Origin of the sequence: Corynebacterium nasorum (assembly GCF_022345765.1) — a bacterium.
GTDB classification, from domain to species: domain Bacteria; phylum Actinomycetota; class Actinomycetes; order Mycobacteriales; family Mycobacteriaceae; genus Corynebacterium; species Corynebacterium kefirresidentii.
Map to the genome: position 1 here is coordinate 33,266 of NZ_JAKRDR010000001.1, position 18,893 is coordinate 52,158.

Here is an 18,893-nt window from a genome sequence, read left to right on the forward strand (position 1 = left end):
ATTCTGGGCGTTAGTATAAGTAGAACTATTGCCGCCCGAAGCCCAAACCCTAGTTGGAGGAACAGTGTCTCTTTCTGAACAGGAGCAGCGTACGCTCCGTGAAATTGAGGAATCGTTACTTGCTGATGATCCTAAGTTTGGCGCTTCCGTTTCTGAGCCTGCGTCGTTCGGTGGCTCTGGCGGCGCGGTAACCCTGCGTGGCGTAGCACTCGTTGTTGTCGGTCTATGCATGCTCATTGGCGGTGTTGCCCTCGCACAACAGAGCCTGTGGTTTATTGCGCTTTCCATTGCGGGCTTTTTAGTGATGTTTGCCGCTGGTGTGTGGATGCTGCGCGGTGATGGCTCCGGCTATTCGGTGGAGAAGCGTGATTCTGGTGTCCGTGCAAAGAAGTCTGCCGCCCGTAGGGGTGGAGTCAGCGATAAGCTGGAGGAAAACTTCCGCCGCCGTTTTGAGGGGCGTTAGCGCTTCTCATTTTCAAGCTCACCCCGGTCGACCTAGCAAAGGTTGACCGGGGATTTTTGTATCCAACCAAAATTCCCCACTTTGCCCCACCGGAGAAGCGTTCGGTGGGCTGTTGTGGGGTAGCTTTCCCGTTAGCCCAGTCAAAACGCCTCGATAACACAGGATATGGGGGAGGTGAGGGGATCGGGGCGCATTATATTGGTGTTGCGGGTGGGGTGTAAGGGGTGGCGGTAATGGGCTGTCAAGGCCATATAGGGGATTTCTTCCCACTGAAAAAACTGCTATCTAGCTGCGGGAAATTGTGGACTAACTGAAGGACACGCGGTAATAAGTGGGTTAGGTGGGGGAAAGTGGGGTAGAGTGGGGCGCAGCGGAGGAAAGAGGGGCTTCAACGTCTCGATTCTGAAGTGAGAGAATCCGGAGTTTTCGAGTAAGGAAGGTGGATGCCGGGATGTTTCTCGGAACCTACACTCCGAAGCTCGATGACAAAGGACGTCTTACGCTTCCGGCAAAGTTTCGCGATGAACTCGCGGGTGGCCTCATGGTCACCAAGGGGCAGGACCACTCGTTGGCCGTGTACCCACGGGAGGAGTTTGCGGCACGAGCACGGAAGGCAGCGGCGGTTTCTCGAACCAACCCAGAAGCACGCGCTTTCATTCGCAACTTGGCAGCAAGTGCGGACGAACAGCGACCGGACGGGCATGGTCGAATCACGTTGTCCGCGGGGCATCGGGAGTACGCGAACCTGTCCAAGGAATGCGTTGTGGTTGGCTCTGTGGACTTTCTCGAAATTTGGGACGCGGCCGCGTGGGCCGAGTACCAGTCGCAAACTGAAGATGCTTATTCGGCCGCAGATGCCGATGACGTACTGGCGGGCTTGCTCTAAGCCTGCACAAGAGTGCGTGTAAGGACTCTGTCCGAGGCGGATGATTCTGGTGTACTTCCCCGATATCAGAAACCTGCCTCGGACAGGGCCCTATACGCACTCGCATGCTTTCCACCACTGGAAGTCCGAGATTCGAAGAAAGGGGGTTGCGGGGAGACATGGCTATTGAAAACCTAAATTATGACGTGGCTGATAATCACGGCCATGTGCCTGTCATGCGCGAGCGCATGGCCGATCTCCTACGCCCCCAAGTAGAAACGGCGGGGGATAAAGCCGTGCTTGTTGACGCCACCTTGGGCGCCGGCGGCCACACCCGCTATTTTCTAGAAGCTTTCCCCAATGTCCGAGTGATTGGCGTAGACCGCGATCAGCAGGCGCTGCGCAACGCAACCGAACGTCTAGCGCCTTATGGCGATCGCTTCATTGGCGTCAACGCTCGCTTTGATGAGTTGGGCAGTGCCATTGCGGAAGGCGAGGGCTATAACTTTGATCTGGCCCGCAGCGTCGGCCTTGCCGGAGCCCTCTTTGACCTTGGCGTTTCTTCGATGCAGCTCGATCAGGCGGACCGCGGATTCGCGTACAAGACGGATGCACCGCTGGATATGCGTATGGATCCCTCGCAGGGGATTACTGCGGCGGATGTGCTCAACACCTATTCGCACGGTGATTTGGCTCGGATCCTCAAGACCTATGGCGATGAGCGTTTTGCCGGGAAAATTGCCTCGGCTGTACTGAAGGAGCGCGGTAAGGAGCCTTTCACTAACTCCGCGCGCTTAGTTGAGCTGCTTTACGACGCCATTCCGGCCGCGACCCGGCGTACAGGGGGACACCCCGCGAAGCGCACCTTTCAAGCCTTGCGCGTCGAGGTCAACCGCGAGTTGGAGGCTATCGAAAATGTGCTGCCGGTTACTACCCAAGCACTATCGGTAGGAGGCCGTGCCGTATTTATGAGTTACCAGTCCTTGGAAGACCGCATCGTGAAGGCGGCCTTTAAAGAATTGACCACGTCCACAACTCCGGCCGGACTGCCAATGGACCTTCCTGGCACCGCGCCGAAATTCACAATCGTGACGCGAGGCGCGGAAAAGGCCTCCGAAGAGGAGATTGCAGAAAATTCCCGGGCCGCGTCGGTGCGTGTTCGTGCCATCGAAAGGCTCGAGGGAATGCCAGAATTTCTACCGCCGGGAGGCAGGCCATGAGCACAATCCCACGTCGAAACCACCTAAAGACTGACAGCCGCGACAGAGAGGCCACTCGCACCATGGGCGCCAGCCGAGACTTCACCACCGGAATCGATACCGGAGCCCCGACGGCGCTGCGTGAGCGTCCCAGCACGAAGCGTGCCCCGAGCCGCACCCGGGTTCCGCACCGCAGCCGCAGCACGAACCGCCTGGGATCGAAGCAGGTTGTTAGCTTCCGCGGCCGGCAGCTGCAGCCGCAGACTAAGAAGAGCGGGCTGTTTGCCCGCCTGTCTGTCATCGCGCTTACGCTTCTCATCGTCGGCGTAGCTGTGGCAATGTGGCTGTCCGGTTTGTCTACCAAGCAAACCTTTGCCATCCAACAGCTCACCGTTCAGGATTCCCAACTGGATAACCAGATTGAAACCCTCAACCGTGATGCAGAAAATCTCAGCTCTTCTGCAGACATCGCGCGCCGTGCGGATGAAATGGGCATGGCCATTCCTAAGCAGCCAGGTATTGCGGAAGTCGGCGGCGATGGAAAGATCGTCGATAAGCGCGAAGGCACCCCGGATACGGAAAAGCTTATTGACGTAAACGGAGAACCTATCCGCCCCAGCCAAGCTTCCAGCGACCCGAAGGATACTGAAGGCCTCTCGGATTCCTTAAACGCCGTGCCGCAAGGCCAACAGCGCACCACCCGCGGCGGTGATGCCGGGAATACCGGCGCCGCGCAGGATGACGCGCGCCCCAACCTTCCCGCACGTGCGCCGTACGCCAGCCGCGCCGAGTAGTCGGAGTAGCTAGGAAAGAATATTCGGTGAAAATGATGATGCTCGCGCGTGGTGGCGCGGGCATTCTGACTTTTGTAGGGCACAATCAATACACGCAAGAAATTGTGGCGGAAATAGGGAAGGTGACATTGGACTGTGACTACGCCAAGTAGGGCTAGGCGCCGCCCGCGCCGCGCCACCAGCTCCGCGGTGCCGCAAAAGAAGCTGATGCGCAAGCGTCTGCGCATTATCGTCTCCGTGGTGCTCGTGGCTATGGTTGTCCTTGTCGGCCGACTAGCCTGGGTGCAGCTCGTATGGGGTCCGGACCTTTCCGCCAAGGCCGTAACTCAGCGCGAGCGCGTCTATATTGAGCCGGCCCGTAGGGGAGAGATTTTAGACCGCGACGGCCAGCGCTTGGCTTATACGATGAAGTCTCGGTCCTTGACCGTCTCACCTACTCGTCTGCGCGATGAGCTAAAAGACAAGGCCGAAATCGAGGCCCAGAATGACGGCTCGACTGAGGGCATGGACGATAAGAAGCTCGATAGCTTCCTCAACCAGAAAATGGAGGAGACCCTCAAAGACATGGCGGAGGGAATCCCGAAGATGATTGAGGATTCGGGAGCTTCGACCTCCAAGGTGGAAAAGGAAGACATTCTTAATAAGCTCAAGGCCGATACCCAATACGAGGTATTGGTGCGCAATGTCGATCCGGATGTAGCCGTAGAGATTTCCAATAAGTACCACGGAGTAGCAGCGGACCGGCAAGACATTCGCCAGTACCCCAATGGCGCTATTGGGGAGAATGTCGTGGGCAAGGTATCCATGGATGGCCATGGCCAATTTGGCTTCGAGGCCGCGCGCGATACGGAACTAACCGGCATTGACGGCCAGTCAACCGAGGACGTATCCGCGGATGGCCAGGTTATTCCGGGCACGCTCCGTGATGTCGTTGATACCGTTGATGGCCGCGATGTCACCCTCACCCTCGATTTGGATCTGCAGACTTATGTGCAGCAAAAGCTGGAGAAGGCCAAGGCCAATTCCAAGGCTTCTGGCGCGGAGGCTGTGGTCCTTGATGCTGCGACCGGCCAAGTCCTCGCCATGGCCAATACCGATACCGTAGATCCCAACAAGAATATTGAGGATCAGCTCGATGAGGGCAAAGACTTTGAAAACCACAGCGTCTCGCACCCTTATGAGCCAGGCTCTGTAGCCAAGGTGGTTACCGCCGCTGCCGCATTGCAAGAGGGAGTGACCACCCCGGACGAGGTGCACCAGGTTCCGGGATCCATCGATATGGCGGGTGTGACCGTTAACGATGCGTGGCAGCACGGCACCGAGCCCTATACAACGACCGGCATCTTTGGTAAATCCTCCAATGTGGGCACCTTGATGCTTGCCGATAAATTGGGCCAAGAAAAATACGCGAAGTACTTGGAAAAGTTTGGTTTGGGTAATACCACCGGCGTAGAACTACCGAATGAATCTGCCGGTAGCGTGCCGGACCTGGAGCAATGGTCCGGCGGCACCTTCGCCAACCTGCCCATTGGTCAGGGCCAGTCCTGGACCACCTTGCAGATGGCGAGCGTGTACCAAACATTGGCAAATGGCGGCGAGCGCATCGAGCCGCGCATCATTGACTCTGTGAAGGGGCCAGACGGCAAGGAAGAAAAGCTGGAGGAGCCAAAAAAGACCCAGGTGATAAGCCCTGAAACCGCCAAGACAACGGTGGATATGTTCCGGGCCGTCTTCCAAGACGATGACGCTGGCCTGCAAAATGGCACGGCCGGTAATGCGCAACTCAAGGGTTATCAGCTCTCCGGCAAGACTGGTACAGCTCAAAAGGTCGATCCGAATACCGGGGCCTATTCGAACTCCGCCTATTGGATCACCTTTGCCGGTATCGCACCGGCCGATGATCCGCGCTTCGTCGTTGCCGTCATGTTGGATGAACCCAAATCCGGTGTGGAGGACAATGGAGGCGGCGGCCAATCGGCAGCGCCGATTTTCCGAGACATCGCCTCCTGGCTGCTCAACCGTGACAATATTCCGACTTCGAAACCAGCACCGCGGCTGACCCTGCGGGCACAATAGGAGCTTAGTATGACCGTTTCATTGGATACTCTCGCCCAGCTTTCTGGCGGGCGCGTCATTGGTGATGCCTCCGTGGAGGTCTCCGCGTGCGGGCTGGATTCTTCCCGTCTGCCTGAGGGCGCGCTTTTTGCCGCCCTGCCGGGCACACGTGCACACGGCGCGCAGTTCGCCCGCGATACTAAGGCTGCGGCTGTGCTTACCGACGCCGCCGGACTCGACCTGCTCAGCCGGGCCCAAGAGACCCGCCCCATTGTGGTGGTGGACGATATTCGTGCCGTGCTCGGTCCGATTTCCGCTGAAATTTATGGCCACCCCACCCGGGAACTGACGGTCATTGGCGTCACCGGTACCTCCGGCAAGACCACCACGAGCTACCTGCTTGAAGCTGGTCTGCTCCATGCTGGGCATTCCGTGGGGCTTATCGGTACCACCGGTACTCGTATTAACCGCACCCCGGTTCCTACCTCGCTTACTACTCCCGAGGCACCTACCTTGCAAGAGCTATTCGCGCGCATGAAAAGCGAGGGCGTCACCCACGTGGTGATGGAGGTATCTTCGCATGCACTGGAGTTGGGACGCGTGCGCGGAACCCGGTTTGCCGTGGGCGGGTTTACGAATTTAAGCCAGGATCACCTGGATTTTCACCCCACCATGGAGGACTACTTTGAAGCTAAGGCCAAGCTCTTTGCTGGGGAACAGGCGGCCGAGCAGGCTGTAATCTGCCTCGATGATGAGTGGGGCGGGCGCATGCGCGGCGTCGCCGAGAGCGCTGGCCACCCCGTAACCACGGTGGCCACTCAGGGGGCTGCGGCCACGATTTCTGCGCACCAAACCGCCACCGAGGCTACCGGCGCCCAAGAGGTCGCCTTGAACTATGACGGTGCCGATTTCTCCTTCCGGTTGCCACTGCCTGGCGAGTTCAATATCGCCAATGCCTGTTTGGCGCTGGGCATGGCCGTAGCGGTAGGAGAGGAGCCGGCGGAGTTCCTCTCGGGCGTGGAAAAGGTCGCTGTTCCCGGCCGTATGGAGCGCATCGACCGCGGCCAAGACTTTGTGGCCGTGGTGGACTATGCCCATAAGCCGGCAGCTATCGCCGCGGTGCTTGATACTCTGCGCGGCCAACTAGAAGGAACCAAGGGGCGCGTCGGCATCGTCGTCGGCGCCGGCGGAGACCGTGATAGCTCAAAACGCCCCATCATGGGCGCTGCCGCGGCCACCCGCGCTGACCTCACTGTGGTCACCGATGACAACCCACGCTCTGAGGACCCTGCCACTATTCGTGCTGCGGTGGTGGACGGTGCACGCGAAGCCGCGCCCCAGGGCGATATTCGTGAGGTAGGTTCTCGTGCCCGTGCCATCGATGAAGTCGTTGACTGGGCCGAGCCAGGCGATGCCGTCATCGTCGTCGGCAAGGGCCACGAGGTGGGCCAACTTGTTAACGGGAAAACCTTGCACTTTGATGACCGCGAAGAAATGGCACGCGCCATCGAGAAGAAACTGGCCGGAACCCTACAGCGCGATACCCTTAGGGATGCGAAGGAGTAGTCATGATTCCACTTTCTATTGCCGATATTGCCGAAATCACCGGGGGCAGCCTCGATTGCGTTTCTGACCCAGACCAGCGCGTTACCGGGTTCATCGAATTCGATTCCCGGAAGGTAACCAAAGGTGGGTTGTTTCTTGCCCTGCCCGGCGCCCGAGTGGATGGCCACGACTATGCGGAAAAGGCCGTTGAGCAGGGCGCTGTAGCGGTGCTTGCCGCGCGGCCGGTCGGCGTTCCGGCGGTCGTCGTCAAGCCTCAAGGCCGCGTTACCGGTGATGCTGCGAACGCGGATATCTATGCTCACGACGAGGACGGCTCTGCCGCTGCGGTTGTCCAGGCGCTGTCCGATATTGCCAGGGAAGTCACCCGCCGCCTGACCGCGGAGCAGGGCCTAGAGATCGTCGGTGTGACCGGCTCAGCCGGAAAGACCTCCACCAAGGACCTGCTGGCCACTATTTTCCGCGCAGAGGGCGATACCGTTGCCCCTCCTGGTTCCTTTAATAACGAGGTCGGCCTGCCCTATACCGCTTTGCGCTGTGATGAGCACACTCGCTTCCTTGTTGCCGAAATGTCTGCCCGCGGAATTGGCCATATCCGCCATCTGACAACCATTACCGCACCCACCGTGGGCGTAGTGCTCAACGTCGGCACCGCTCACCTAGGCGAGTTTGGCTCGCGTGAAAACATCGCCCAAGCCAAAGGCGAGCTTGTGGAGGCCTTGCCCTCGGCCGCTGAGGGCGGGGTCGCTGTGCTCAATGCCGATGATCCCTTCGTCGCCGGCATGGCGCCACGCACCTCAGCAAAGGTCGTTTACTACTCGGCAAATAAGCCGCCGGCTGCCGACGCCCAGTACTACGCCAGCGATATCCAGCTCGATGATGTGGCCCGCCCCTCGTTCGTGCTGCATGCGCCGGGCACAGACCCGCTTCCAGTAAAACTGCAGGTCTTTGGCCGGCACCAAGTATCTAATGCTTTGGCAGCGGCGGCCGCAGCCATTGAATCAGGCATGGACCCGCAGGTGGTAGCCAGCGCGCTATCGGGGCACCAAAATGCCTCCGAACACCGCATGGACGTGCGAACCCGCCGCGATGGAGTCACCACCATCGATGACTCCTATAATGCCAATCCCGATTCCATGCACGCGGCGATTGCCGCGCTGGCCTATACCTCAGCCGCTCGTCCGGATGCCCGTGCCATCGCCGTGCTCGGTGAGATGGGAGAACTCGGCGGCGAAGCGGTGGCTGCCCACCGCACATTGGGCGAGGTCCTTTCCAAATACCACGTTGGCTACCTCGTGGCCGTGGGAGATAACGAGAATATGAGGGCGATGGTCGAGGCCGCACGGGCGCAGGGTATAAATACTACTATCAGCCCAGATGTTGACACCGCTGCGGCGGCGGTCGAAGACATCATTAGGGTAGCGCCTGCCGGCATCGAAGACTGGGCGGAGCGCGAGGCCAAAGACGTTGTCCTCATCAAGTCATCGAATGCCCAGCGCCTGTGGCGCGTGGCAGAAAAGCTCAATCGCCGTTAGTCCTCAGTACAAGGAGAAAGACCTCTAGCAATGACTCAGATCATTATCGCGGGCATCCTCAGCTTCCTCGTCGCGATTTTTACCACTCCCATGTTGGTCCGCTATTTTTCCGGCGTAGGCAAGGGGCAGGAAATCCGTGAGGACGGGCCACAGCTGCACCTACGCAAGCGCGGCACCCCAACCATGGGCGGACTGGCGATTTTGCTCGCCATCACTGTGGCCTACCTTGTGGTGGGCATTTACGCCCGCGTGACGGGCAACGGTGGCTTTAGCCCCTCCGGTCTCTTGGTCTACTTCCTCACCATGGGCTTGGGCGGACTGGGCTTTGCCGATGACTTCATCAAGCTGTTTAAAAAGCGTAACCTCGGCCTCAATAAGACCGCCAAGCTGGTAGGTCAACTAGCCGTCGCGCTTATCTTCGGCATCTTGGCACTGCAGTTCCCAGATGCACACGGCTTGACCCCGGCGTCTACAAACCTGTCCTTCGTCCGCGATTTTGACACCTTCGATATCGCCGTGGGCGGCGCCATTATCGGCACCATCGTTTTCTTGGTCTTTCTCTATCTACTCATCGCGGCGTGGTCGAATGCCGTAAACCTCACCGATGGCCTCGACGGTTTGGCCGCCGGCACCACTGCGATGGTCATGGGAGCCTACGCGCTCATTTCCTTCTGGCAGTTCCGCAATTCTTGCGCGGTGTCGCCTGCGGCGGGGTGCTATGAGGTCCGTGATCCACTCGACCTCGCCGTGCTGGCTGCAGCTGGCCTGGGCGGTTGCTTGGGCTTTTTGTGGTGGAATGCCGCACCGGCGAAAATCTTTATGGGCGATACCGGCTCACTAGCACTCGGTGGTCTCGTCGCTGGCCTGTCCGTGACCACCCGTACCGAGCTGCTCATGATCATCATCGGCGCCATCTTCGTTATTGAGACGGTCTCCGTGGTTATCCAGATCATCGTCTTCCGCAGCACCGGAAAGCGCTTTTTCCGCATGGCGCCCATCCACCACCACTTTGAAAACGGTGGCTGGGCAGAGACCGCCGTGGTCACTCGCTTTTGGTTGCTCAGCGCCATGGCCGCCATTGCCGGCGTATGCATCTTTTATGGTGACTGGCTGTCCGCGGTCGGTTTTAGTTCTTAAGACTCACGCCTTCTAGCTTTATCGAGGAAAGAGGAAAACAGATGACCGAGTTGCCATCCTCCTTGCGCGGTCGCGTGCTCGTGGCTGGGGCGGGAGTATCCGGGCGCGGTTGCGTCGCTATGCTCACCAGACTCGGCGTGGACACTACCGTGGCAGATTCCAACGAAGCTGCTCTAGAGGCGTTGGCGGAGGACTACGGCGTAGCTACGGTTTCCGTTGACTCCGCTGCCCAAAGCGAGTTTGACCTCGTGATTACCTCGCCCGGCTGGCGTCCTGACTCGCCTTTGTTGGTTGCTTTTCAGAACGCTGGGGTAGAGGTGATCGGCGATGTGGAGCTTGCCTATCGCTTGGACCGATCCGGCGTCTTCGGGGCACCGCGCACCTGGTTAGTGGTCACCGGAACTAACGGCAAAACCACCACCACCGGAATGTTGGCCCAGATTATGCAGGCCGATGCCGAGCGCACCGGCAAGCGCGCACTGGCGGTGGGCAATATTGGCGTTTCGCTTTTCGACGCCCTCACCGCCACCCCTCGCGTCGACGTCCTTTGTGCCGAGCTTTCTTCTTTCCAGCTGCACTGGTCTAGCCAGTTGCGCCCAGATGTGGGCGTGCTGTTGAACTTGGCAGAAGACCACCTCGATTGGCATGGCTCGTTCGACGCTTATGCGCAGGCCAAAGCCAAGGTGCTCGACGGCCAAGCCGCCGTCGTGGGCAAGGACGATGCCGCGGCGGTGCGCTACGCCGAGAATACAGCTAATCTATACGGTTTTACCGCCGCTGAACCTGCAGAGAGTGAGGTAGGCGTAAGCGCCGGCCGCCTTGTCTCGCGGCTCGCCCAGGAGCGGGAGGATCTCGCTTCCGCCGAAGGTATCGAGCCCGCCGGCTTGGCAGGAGTCTTGGACGCTGCGGCCGCGGCGAGCGTCGCGCACTTGGCAGGCGCTAGCCCGCGCTCCATCGCGCAGGGGCTGGCAGCGTATACCGTCGCCGGGCACCGTGGCGCTGTGATTCATGAGCATTCCGGCATCAGTTTCATCGATAACTCCAAGGCCACCAACCCACACGCAGCGGATGCGGCACTAAAAGGGCTCAATTCCGTTGTATGGATTGCCGGCGGGCAGTTGAAGGGGGCGGCGGTAGACGGGCTCGTCGCCAAGCACGCCGCCCAGATCAAGGCCGCGGTAGTTCTCGGCGCGGATAGGCAAGAAATCGCCCAGGCACTGGCCGAACACGCACCACATGCACCTGTAGACGTTATCGAAAACAACGAGCCTGCCGCGGCCATGAATGCAGCGGTGGATGCTGCACTGCAACACGCCGAAGCCGGGGATACCGTCCTTTTGGCACCGGCTGCGGCATCGTTGGATATGTATACCGGCATGGCTCAACGCGGTGACTTCTTTGCCGCAGCCGCGCGGGAGCTCACCCGCGACTAGAGCTAGATATTGAAGATCAGGAGAACATATGACGGCCACCTCCCAGCAGCGCCCGCGCTCCAAGAGCTTTGGCGACCGCGTTCGTGAGCTGCGCGAGCAAGCCCGCCAGCAGGCCGGCCTGGATTATCAGCTGTTGCGCTTTATCATTTTCACACTCGTGGGCATTGGTGTGCTCATGGTCTTTTCCTCTTCAATGGCCACGTCATTGACGGAGGACGGCGGGGTGTGGAACCAGGCGCTACGGCAGTGCGTCATGGTGTTTTTTGGTCTCCTTGCCTTTTGGCTGGGCCTGCAGGTTTCGCCACATACTTTGCGCAAGTGCGTGCCGTGGATCGTGGGCCTTTCTATTATTTTGCTCATTGCGGTGCTTATCCCCGGTGTAGGCACCGGCCGTGAAGAGGTGGGTTCGCAGTCGTGGATTTACCTCGGTCCGTTTTCCTTGCAGCCTTCGGAACTCGCGCGCATTGCCGTAGGCATGTTTGGTGCGAGCGTCCTGGCCGACAAGGAACACAAATCCATGAAGCTTTCTGACCCCTTCATGATGTATTCCTTTATTTCTGCAGGAATGTTTTTGCTCATCGTCGGTCAAGGGGACATGGGCATGGCGTTGTCCTTCGCCATCGTGGTGGTCTTTACCCTCATTTTCGCCGGCGTTGACTGGAGAGTTCCCGCAACGATTGGCGTTGCCGCGGTCTTGGGGTTGATTGGGATTTTCTTGAAAGGCGGTTTCCGCTCGAATCGCTTCCACACCTATTTCGACGCCTTGTTGGGCAATATCTCCGATACTCAAGGCACTGGTTTCCAGTCTTATCAGGGCTTTCTCTCGCTTGCCGACGGCGGCTTCTGGGGCGTTGGCATCGGCCAATCCCGCGCCAAGTGGTTCTACCTGCCAGAGGCGAAAAATGACTTTATTTACGCCATCGTGGGTGAGGAGCTTGGCTGGTGGGGCGGCGCGCTCGTTATCTTGCTCTTTGCCGCTTTGGGATATGTGGGCCTGCGCACCGCGATGCGGGCACAGAATCAGTTCCAATCTTTGCTCGCCGCCTCGTTGACCATCGGTGTGGTTACTCAGGCCTTCGTCAATATTGGCTATGTCATTGGCCTGCTGCCAGTGACCGGTATTCAGCTGCCCATGATCTCCGCCGGCGGTACCGCGGCGATTATCACCATCGGTTCGATGGGCGTGCTGTGCAATGTAGCGCGCCACGAGCCGATGCAGATTTCCGCAATGCAGAACTTTGGCCGCCCGTTTTTTGATCGCCTCTTTTTCATTGGCGAGCCGCAGCCGGTGTCTAAGCCGAAAAAGAAGCAGCGGGGGCGTCACGCCCGCCCGCAGGAGCCACGCTCCCGTGTGCGCGAAGAGCAATTTGGTCGCCCGGTGACTGGAAGCGGCCGCCGCTATCCGCGCGCCGAGCGCCGCTATCGATAGGTGGCGCTGGTAGCCTTTAGGCTATGAATTCCACGCCTATTTCCGTCGTCATTGCAGGTGGCGGCACTGCCGGACACATTGAACCCGCCCTTGCCGTGGGCGAAGCTTTGCGTGAGCGCCACGGCGCTCGCATCACTGCTCTCGGTACCGAAAAGGGCCTTGAGCGCGATATCATTCCCGCCCGAGGCGTGGACCTTAGACTGATTACCCCCGTGCCGATTCCGCGCAAAATCAACGCGCAGCTTTTCAAGCTACCGTTTAACCTCTCCCGCGCGGTGAGGGAGGCCAAGCAGGTACTCAAGGACCTCGAAGCAGACGTTGTTTTTGGCACCGGCGGCTACGTGGCCGGCCCAGCCTATATTGCTGCGCGCTCCCTTGGGATCCCGTTCTATGTTTTGGAGACCAATGCCTTAGCCGGAATCGCCAATAAGCTCGGCGTGAAAATGGGCGGCATCGGCCTCAACGCCCACCCGGACTCCGGAATGCCGGGTGAGGTCGTGGGCATTCCCGTGCGCCCGAGCTTGGCGGAGGACCCGAAGGGGACTCTTGCTGCAGGCGCGCGCACCAAGTGGAACTTGGCCGAGCTTCCCACCGTCCTCATTACCGGCGGCTCCCAAGGCGCAGCCAGCATCAACCGCGCAGTTGCTGGGGCAGTGGAAGACCTAGCCAAGGACTTCCAGCTCCTGCATGCTTATGGCAAGAAGAATGACGAGCCCGCAGCACATCCGAACTACGTTGCTTTGCCGTATATCGAGGATATGGGCTCGGCCCTTGCGGTAGCCGATCTCGTCGTATGCCGCTCCGGTGCTATGACCGTTGCCGAAGTATCTGCCGCAGGGCTGCCAGCGATTTACGTGCCGTTGCCGCATGGTAACGGTGAACAAGCGCTCAATTCCCGTGAAGTGGTCGAGGCGGGCGCTGCCATCCAGATTCCCGATGCGGAGCTGACCCCTGAGCGTCTTATCTCTGAGGTGCGCGGCATTCTCGATGACCCTAAACGTCTAGCATCGATGACGCATGCCGCCGCCCACGCCAGCGCCGGCGACGTGGCCAATACCATCGCAGACCGCATCGCTGCCCGCGTGTCCGAGGCCGAAACCGCCGCCGGAAGGAAGGAAAAGTAAATGACTGATCCCGCACACTACGATCTCCGCCGCGTCCACCTCATCGGCATTGGTGGCTCTGGCATGTCGGGGCTGGCGCGAATTCTTGCCACGCGCGGCGCCGTGGTTACCGGTTCCGATGTAAAAGCCTCCACCCCGGTGGAGGTGCTGCGCACCATGGGCGCGAAGGTCGCCATCGGGCACGCTGCCGAAAACCTGCGCCTATCGGGTGAACTACCGACCGTCGTGGTGACTTCCTTCGCTGCCATTCCGCAAGACAATCCGGAGCTAGTAGCCGCGCAGGAAAACGATATCCCCGTCATCCGCCGCTCCGATTTGCTTGCCGCATTGATGGAAGGCCACAAGCAGGTATTGCTAGCCGGCACGCACGGCAAAACGTCCACTACGTCGATGACCGTGAGTGCGATGCAACACGCAGGTCTCGATCCTTCCTTTGCCATCGGCGGCCAGCTCAATCGCGCGGGCACCAACGCCCACGGCGGCACCGGTGAGGCCTTTGTCGCCGAGGCTGATGAATCCGATGCCTCCCTGCTGCGCTACAGCCCCGATGTTGCGGTGCTTACGACTATCGAGCCCGATCACCTCGACTTCTTCCACAGCGAGGAGGCTTACTTCAAGGTCTTCGATGACTTTGCTAGCCTGGTCACCCCAGATACCGGCTATCTTGTTGTCTGCGCCGAGGATGAGAACGCCGCCCAAGCAGGCGAGCGTGCGCAGGAGCGCGGCATCAACGTCGTGGCCTATGGCGCAGCGGACAAGTCTTTTACCACTACCGTGTCTCTGGCTGCTGAGCTGGAACGCGAGGAGACCACCGCTGAGGGGATGGACACCACCGTAAAGGTTAACCTTCCTGGCATCTCTGAAACTGTGCGCTACGAGCTGCAGATCCCGGGACACCACATGGTGCTTAACTCGATGGGCGCCTTGTTGGCTGGTGTGCTTTCCGGTGGCGCCCCGGCTGCCATTGCTGAGGGATTGGCTGATTTTAGCGGTGTGCGCCGGCGCTTTGAGTACCGGGGGAGCGTCGACAAGCAGGGAAAGCCCGTGCGCGTCTTTGATGACTATGCGCACCATCCCACCGAGGTTGCTGCAGTTCTGCGCGCCGCTCGGGCAAAGGTTGAGGCCGAAGGCCACGGGGGCCGTGTCATCGCCTGCTTCCAGCCGCACCTGTACTCGCGCACCATGGAATTCGACGCCGAGTTTGCCCAAGCGCTCTCGCTTGCCGACGCCGCCGTAGTCCTCGACATCTACGGCGCGCGCGAACAACCTGTGGAGGGAATTACCTCCCGCATCATTACCGATAAAATGCCAAGCGACATGCAGGTCATCTTCGAACCAGATTTTTCTGCCGCTGCCCGCGACGTTGTTTCGCTCGTAGAACCTGGCGATGTCGTGCTGACCATCGGTGCTGGCTCGGTAACTATGGTCGCGGCAGAAATTCTCGATGAATTGCGGGCGAGCTAGTGCGCGTATCCACCAAGCTCATTGCCGGGATCAGTGCAGCTGTCGTTGTCGTAGCCTTGATCATTGCCGTCGTAGTGTGGACGGTGCCCATCTTAAAAGTCCGCCATTTTCAGGTGGAAGGTACCCACCAGCTTGATGCTGCGCAGGTAGAGGAGGCCGCCGGGGTTGCCGAAGGAGAAAACCTCCTGCGCGTAGATGCAGGCAAGGCAGCCTCCGGTGTTGCTGGATTGGATTGGGTTGATTCGGTAACTGTCTCGCGCGATTTCCCCTCCACCTTGACTATCAATGTGGACGAACACAAGGCTGTGGCTTTTGTAAAGCGCGATAATAAGCCTTTCCTGATTGATGATAAGGGCGAGGAATTTACCTCCGCGGAGCCTCCCGCCGGCGCGGTTGAGGTCACTGGTTCTGTTGATAGCGGCTCCCGCCAAACCCAAGACGCGGTGCGCGCGATCGCTGCGTTATCGGATGATGTGCGCAACCAAGTAGGAACCCTTGATGTGGACGATGAATACTCGCTCATCTTTACCACTAAGGATGGCCGCCGCGTCTTTTGGGGCGCGAGCGACTCCAATGATGATGACAAGGCGCGTGCCTTTGCCACCGTGTTGAAGATGGAAGGTCGCGAGTGGAATATTTCCAACCCTGAGTTGGTGACCACCCGCGGATAGGGGACGGGTGCCCCCGGACGCATTTTTTACCCTTCTGTGGTCCCTGCAGCGCCGCTTAAGCGCGTGCGCTGCAGGGGCCTTTTTCTCTGGCACCAATGTGGGGCGGATGGTGCGGGTGTGACTAACAAAACCGCAGGTGAACAACCCTAAAGTGCAACTTGAGGGTCTCGACACGCGCAAAATGTGCGTGAAAATTACACGGCTGTCGTTAAAGATGGAAAGGAACGCGATTCGCCTTCGGCGGACCGCATTACATTCCTCGTTTAATGCACGTGCAGACTTAAAGTAGCGAAAGGTGAGACCAACTCACATGATCTCTTCCAATAACAATCTCGCGGATATCAAGGTCGTCGGCGTCGGCGGTGGCGGCGTCAACGCCGTCAACCGCATGATCGAAGAAGGCCTCAAGGGCGTTCAGTTCGTCGCCATCAACACTGACTCTCAGGCCCTCATCTTCTCTGATGCCGATACCAAGCTGGATATCGGCCGCGAGGCCACCCGTGGCCTTGGCGCCGGCGCTAACCCTGAGGTGGGCAAGACCTCCGCAGAAGATCACAAGTCCGAAATCGAAGACGCCCTACAGGGTTCCGATATGGTCTTCGTGACTGCTGGCGAAGGCGGCGGTACCGGCACCGGTGCCGCTCCGGTTGTGGCATCCATCGCGAAGAAGATGGGTGCGTTGACCGTGGGCGTTGTCACCCGTCCGTTCAAGTTCGAGGGTGCCCGCCGTACCCGCCAGGCTATGGCCGGCATCGAAGAGCTGCGTGAGGTATGCGACACTCTTATCGTTATCCCGAACGACCGCCTGATGCAGCTCGGTGGGGAAGAGCTTTCCATTGTCGAGGCTTTCCGCGCCGCCGATGAGGTGCTGCACAATGGTGTGCAGGGTATTACCAATCTGATCACCATCCCAGGCATGATCAACGTCGACTTTGCCGACGTCCGCTCCGTCATGTCCGACGCCGGCTCTGCCCTGATGGGCATCGGCTCTGCCCGCGGCGATAATCGCGCCATGACCGCTGCCGAGCAGGCCATTAATTCCCCGCTATTGGAATCGACGATGGAAGGCGCCAAGGGCGTGCTGTTGTCCATCGCCGGCGGCTCCGACCTTGGCCTGCACGAGGTTAATGCCGCGGCTTCCATGGTGGAGGAGCGCGCTGACGAAGACGTCAACCTTATCTTCGGTACCATCATCGATGACACCTTGGGTGATGAAATCCGCATCACCATCATTGCCACCGGCTTTGATGCCGAGGCCAATATGACCCAGGCCGCTGCACAACCGCAGAAGCAGCAGGAACAGCGCAAGCCAGGGTCCCTTTTTGACAATCGCCAGCGCGCGGCCGCAGAGCCCGTCACCCCGGCTCCGGCACAGCCTGGTGCGGCCGAGCCGGTACAAGATGATTACTCCCCGCGCCACTCCTACGAGCCGCGTGCCGGCCAGGAGCGGGAGCGCTACACCCCAGAGCGCCCTGCCGAGGAGCGCCGCCCAGAATCTACCGGTCTGTTCACCAATTCTGACCGTTTCTCCCGCGAGGAGCGTCGTGATGACTACCGTTTGTCTCGCCCATCCCAGCGCCGCGATGATGATGGCGACGACGATCTGGACGTGCCTTCCTTCATGCGCTAAGCGCAAAGCGCTACGCTGGTGTGCATGCCAGTAAACGAGGAACATCGCACCAAACGCCCCGTCCGCATGGTCTTTACCAGCCGTGCCGGCGGGGCGTCTGCTATTCCATATGACTCTTTTAATTTAGGGCACCATGTTGGCGATGACCCCGCCGCGGTTGCTGCGAATCGAGATCGCCTAAAACGCGTGACCGGCGTGGACGATATCGTGTGGATGGAACAACTACACACCAATACAGTCACCGTTATCGATGGTCCACAGGATGAACCTGTGCCAGCCACCGACGCGATTGTCACCACGCAGCGCCGCCTTGGGCTGGGCGTCCTTGTTGCAGATTGCACGCCGGTTCTGTTTGTCGACGTCGCCGCTGGTGTCATCGCCGCCGCCCACGCTGGCCGCTTGGGCGCCCGCAACGGCATCATCGTCAATACCGTGCGCGAAATGGAGAAACTCGGCGCTCAGCCCGAGCGCATCCAGGTGGTTATGGGACCAGCTGCCTCCGGCAAAAACTACGAGGTGCCGAAAGAGATGGCTGAGGATGTAGAACGTCGGCTGCCCGGTTCGAAGACGCGGACGTCGAAAGGAACCTGGGGAATTGACGTTCGCGCAGGTTTGATCCGCCAGCTCATGGAGCTTGGCATCACCGCGATTGAATCCGATCCGCGCTGCACAATTGAAGACGAAAATTTCTTTTCCTATCTCCGCGAAGGCACTACCGGCCGCCAGGCCGGGCTGATCTGGTTGGAGGCTAACTAATGGCAGACCGTAAAGCACAGCTACGAGAAAATCTCGCCGCTACTCGAGCTGAGATTGAACGGCTATCGGCGCAAGCAGACCGCAAGCCCCCGCAGCTACTGCCGGTGACGAAGTTTCATCCAGCTGCGGATATCGCCCTACTTGCTGAACTCGGGGTTAGTGACGTTGCCGAAAACCGGGAGCAAGAAGCTCGCGCCAAAGCTGCCGAATTGCCACAGCTGCGTTTCCATATGATCGGCCAGATCCAGACCAAAAAGGCCAATCACGTGGCTCGTTGGGCGGCCAGCGTTCATTCGCTTGATTCCCTCAAACTTGCTCAGGCTTTGGAACGGGGCGTCGCCTTGGCAAAGGAACGAGGGGAACGCGAGAGCAACCTGCCGGTCTTTGTCCAAGTGTCTGCCGATGGCGATGACGCTCGCGGAGGCGTTTCACGCCACGCGCTCGACGAGCTCGTCGAAGCAGTAGAAGGAAGCGAACACCTCGACTTCGCTGGCCTCATGGTAGTCCCGCCCCTCGACGCCGATGCGGGCGAGGTCTTTCGCGGTGTGCGAGATGAGGTCGACCGGCTATCTGCCGCGCTGAAGCGCCCGCTGAAATTGTCTGCTGGAATGAGCGCGGACATGGCCGAAGCAATTGCTGCGGGCAGCGATATCGTGCGTGTCGGAACCAGTATCATGGGGCCGCGGCCAGTAGGTTGAAAGCATTGCAAAAGCGCATTTCACAGCGTAAATCACATGAGTCACACTAGACACATTTTGCGCGTTTAGACTTGTAC

At 59.5% G+C, this 18,893-nt stretch carries 16 protein-coding genes; all 16 read left to right on the top strand.

Features of this window, described 5'->3' with window-relative positions; genetic code table 11:
* Positions 1 to 64: 64 nt before the first annotated feature.
* The 16 genes from MHK04_RS00160 to MHK04_RS00235 all read left to right on the top strand — a co-directional run bounded on the left by MHK04_RS00160 (position 65) and on the right by MHK04_RS00235 (position 18,816).
* Positions 65 to 463 carry a DUF3040 domain-containing protein gene (locus MHK04_RS00160; protein ID WP_023021193.1) on the top strand — a complete coding sequence of 133 codons (399 nt, stop codon included), beginning with the start codon at positions 65 to 67 and terminating at the stop codon, positions 461 to 463.
* A 451-nt stretch (positions 464 to 914) separates the two neighbouring features.
* On the top strand, positions 915 to 1,349 hold the full coding sequence (gene mraZ, locus MHK04_RS00165) for a division/cell wall cluster transcriptional repressor MraZ (protein ID WP_005324499.1): 435 nt from the start codon (positions 915 to 917) through the stop codon (positions 1,347 to 1,349).
* A 158-nt stretch (positions 1,350 to 1,507) separates the two neighbouring features.
* The gene (gene rsmH / locus MHK04_RS00170) at positions 1,508 to 2,548 is read left to right on the top strand and encodes a 16S rRNA (cytosine(1402)-N(4))-methyltransferase RsmH (protein WP_239207524.1); all 1,041 of its coding nucleotides are present in this window, start codon (positions 1,508 to 1,510) and stop codon (positions 2,546 to 2,548) included.
* Entirely contained in the window at positions 2,545 to 3,321 is a 777-nt protein-coding gene (ftsL, locus tag MHK04_RS00175) for a cell division protein FtsL (protein WP_200288861.1), read from the top strand. The genes rsmH and ftsL overlap by 4 nt, the downstream gene beginning before the upstream one ends.
* 207 nt (positions 3,322 to 3,528) lie before the next feature.
* A complete protein-coding gene (locus MHK04_RS00180) occupies positions 3,529 to 5,397 on the top strand; it encodes a peptidoglycan D,D-transpeptidase FtsI family protein (protein WP_034655422.1) in 1,869 nt (622 codons plus the stop codon).
* A gap of 9 nt (positions 5,398 to 5,406) precedes the next feature.
* Entirely contained in the window at positions 5,407 to 6,942 is a 1,536-nt protein-coding gene (locus tag MHK04_RS00185; protein ID WP_200288862.1) for a UDP-N-acetylmuramoyl-L-alanyl-D-glutamate--2,6-diaminopimelate ligase, read from the top strand.
* A gap of 2 nt (positions 6,943 to 6,944) precedes the next feature.
* Positions 6,945 to 8,474 (top strand): UDP-N-acetylmuramoyl-tripeptide--D-alanyl-D-alanine ligase, encoded by a 1,530-nt coding sequence (locus MHK04_RS00190; protein ID WP_200288863.1) that lies wholly within the window; start codon positions 6,945 to 6,947, stop codon positions 8,472 to 8,474.
* A gap of 30 nt (positions 8,475 to 8,504) precedes the next feature.
* Complete coding sequence (gene mraY / locus MHK04_RS00195; RefSeq protein ID WP_023021199.1) at positions 8,505 to 9,611, top strand: phospho-N-acetylmuramoyl-pentapeptide-transferase; 1,107 nt, start codon at positions 8,505 to 8,507, stop codon at positions 9,609 to 9,611.
* 41 nt (positions 9,612 to 9,652) lie between these two features.
* A complete protein-coding gene (gene murD / locus MHK04_RS00200) occupies positions 9,653 to 11,044 on the top strand; it encodes a UDP-N-acetylmuramoyl-L-alanine--D-glutamate ligase (protein WP_200288864.1) in 1,392 nt (463 codons plus the stop codon).
* 28 nt (positions 11,045 to 11,072) lie between these two features.
* Positions 11,073 to 12,473 carry an FtsW/RodA/SpoVE family cell cycle protein gene (locus MHK04_RS00205; RefSeq protein ID WP_200288865.1) on the top strand — a complete coding sequence of 467 codons (1,401 nt, stop codon included), beginning with the start codon at positions 11,073 to 11,075 and terminating at the stop codon, positions 12,471 to 12,473.
* Positions 12,474 to 12,496: 23 nt separating this feature from the next.
* A complete protein-coding gene (gene murG, locus MHK04_RS00210; protein WP_239207525.1) occupies positions 12,497 to 13,597 on the top strand; it encodes an undecaprenyldiphospho-muramoylpentapeptide beta-N-acetylglucosaminyltransferase in 1,101 nt (366 codons plus the stop codon).
* Positions 13,598 to 15,061, top strand: a complete 1,464-nt coding sequence (gene murC / locus MHK04_RS00215) for a UDP-N-acetylmuramate--L-alanine ligase (RefSeq protein ID WP_239207526.1) — start codon at positions 13,598 to 13,600, stop codon at positions 15,059 to 15,061.
* Positions 15,061 to 15,732, top strand: coding sequence for a cell division protein FtsQ/DivIB (locus MHK04_RS00220; protein ID WP_239207527.1), 672 nt, complete (start codon positions 15,061 to 15,063; stop codon positions 15,730 to 15,732). Before murC ends, MHK04_RS00220 begins: the two co-directional genes overlap by 1 nt.
* A gap of 310 nt (positions 15,733 to 16,042) precedes the next feature.
* Positions 16,043 to 17,362, top strand: coding sequence for a cell division protein FtsZ (gene ftsZ, locus MHK04_RS00225; RefSeq protein WP_023021205.1), 1,320 nt, complete (start codon positions 16,043 to 16,045; stop codon positions 17,360 to 17,362).
* A 24-nt stretch (positions 17,363 to 17,386) separates the two neighbouring features.
* A complete protein-coding gene (gene pgeF, locus MHK04_RS00230) occupies positions 17,387 to 18,118 on the top strand; it encodes a peptidoglycan editing factor PgeF (RefSeq protein ID WP_239207528.1) in 732 nt (243 codons plus the stop codon).
* Positions 18,118 to 18,816 carry a YggS family pyridoxal phosphate-dependent enzyme gene (locus MHK04_RS00235; protein ID WP_023021207.1) on the top strand — a complete coding sequence of 233 codons (699 nt, stop codon included), beginning with the start codon at positions 18,118 to 18,120 and terminating at the stop codon, positions 18,814 to 18,816. The genes pgeF and MHK04_RS00235 overlap by 1 nt, the downstream gene beginning before the upstream one ends.
* Positions 18,817 to 18,893 lie beyond the last annotated feature (77 nt).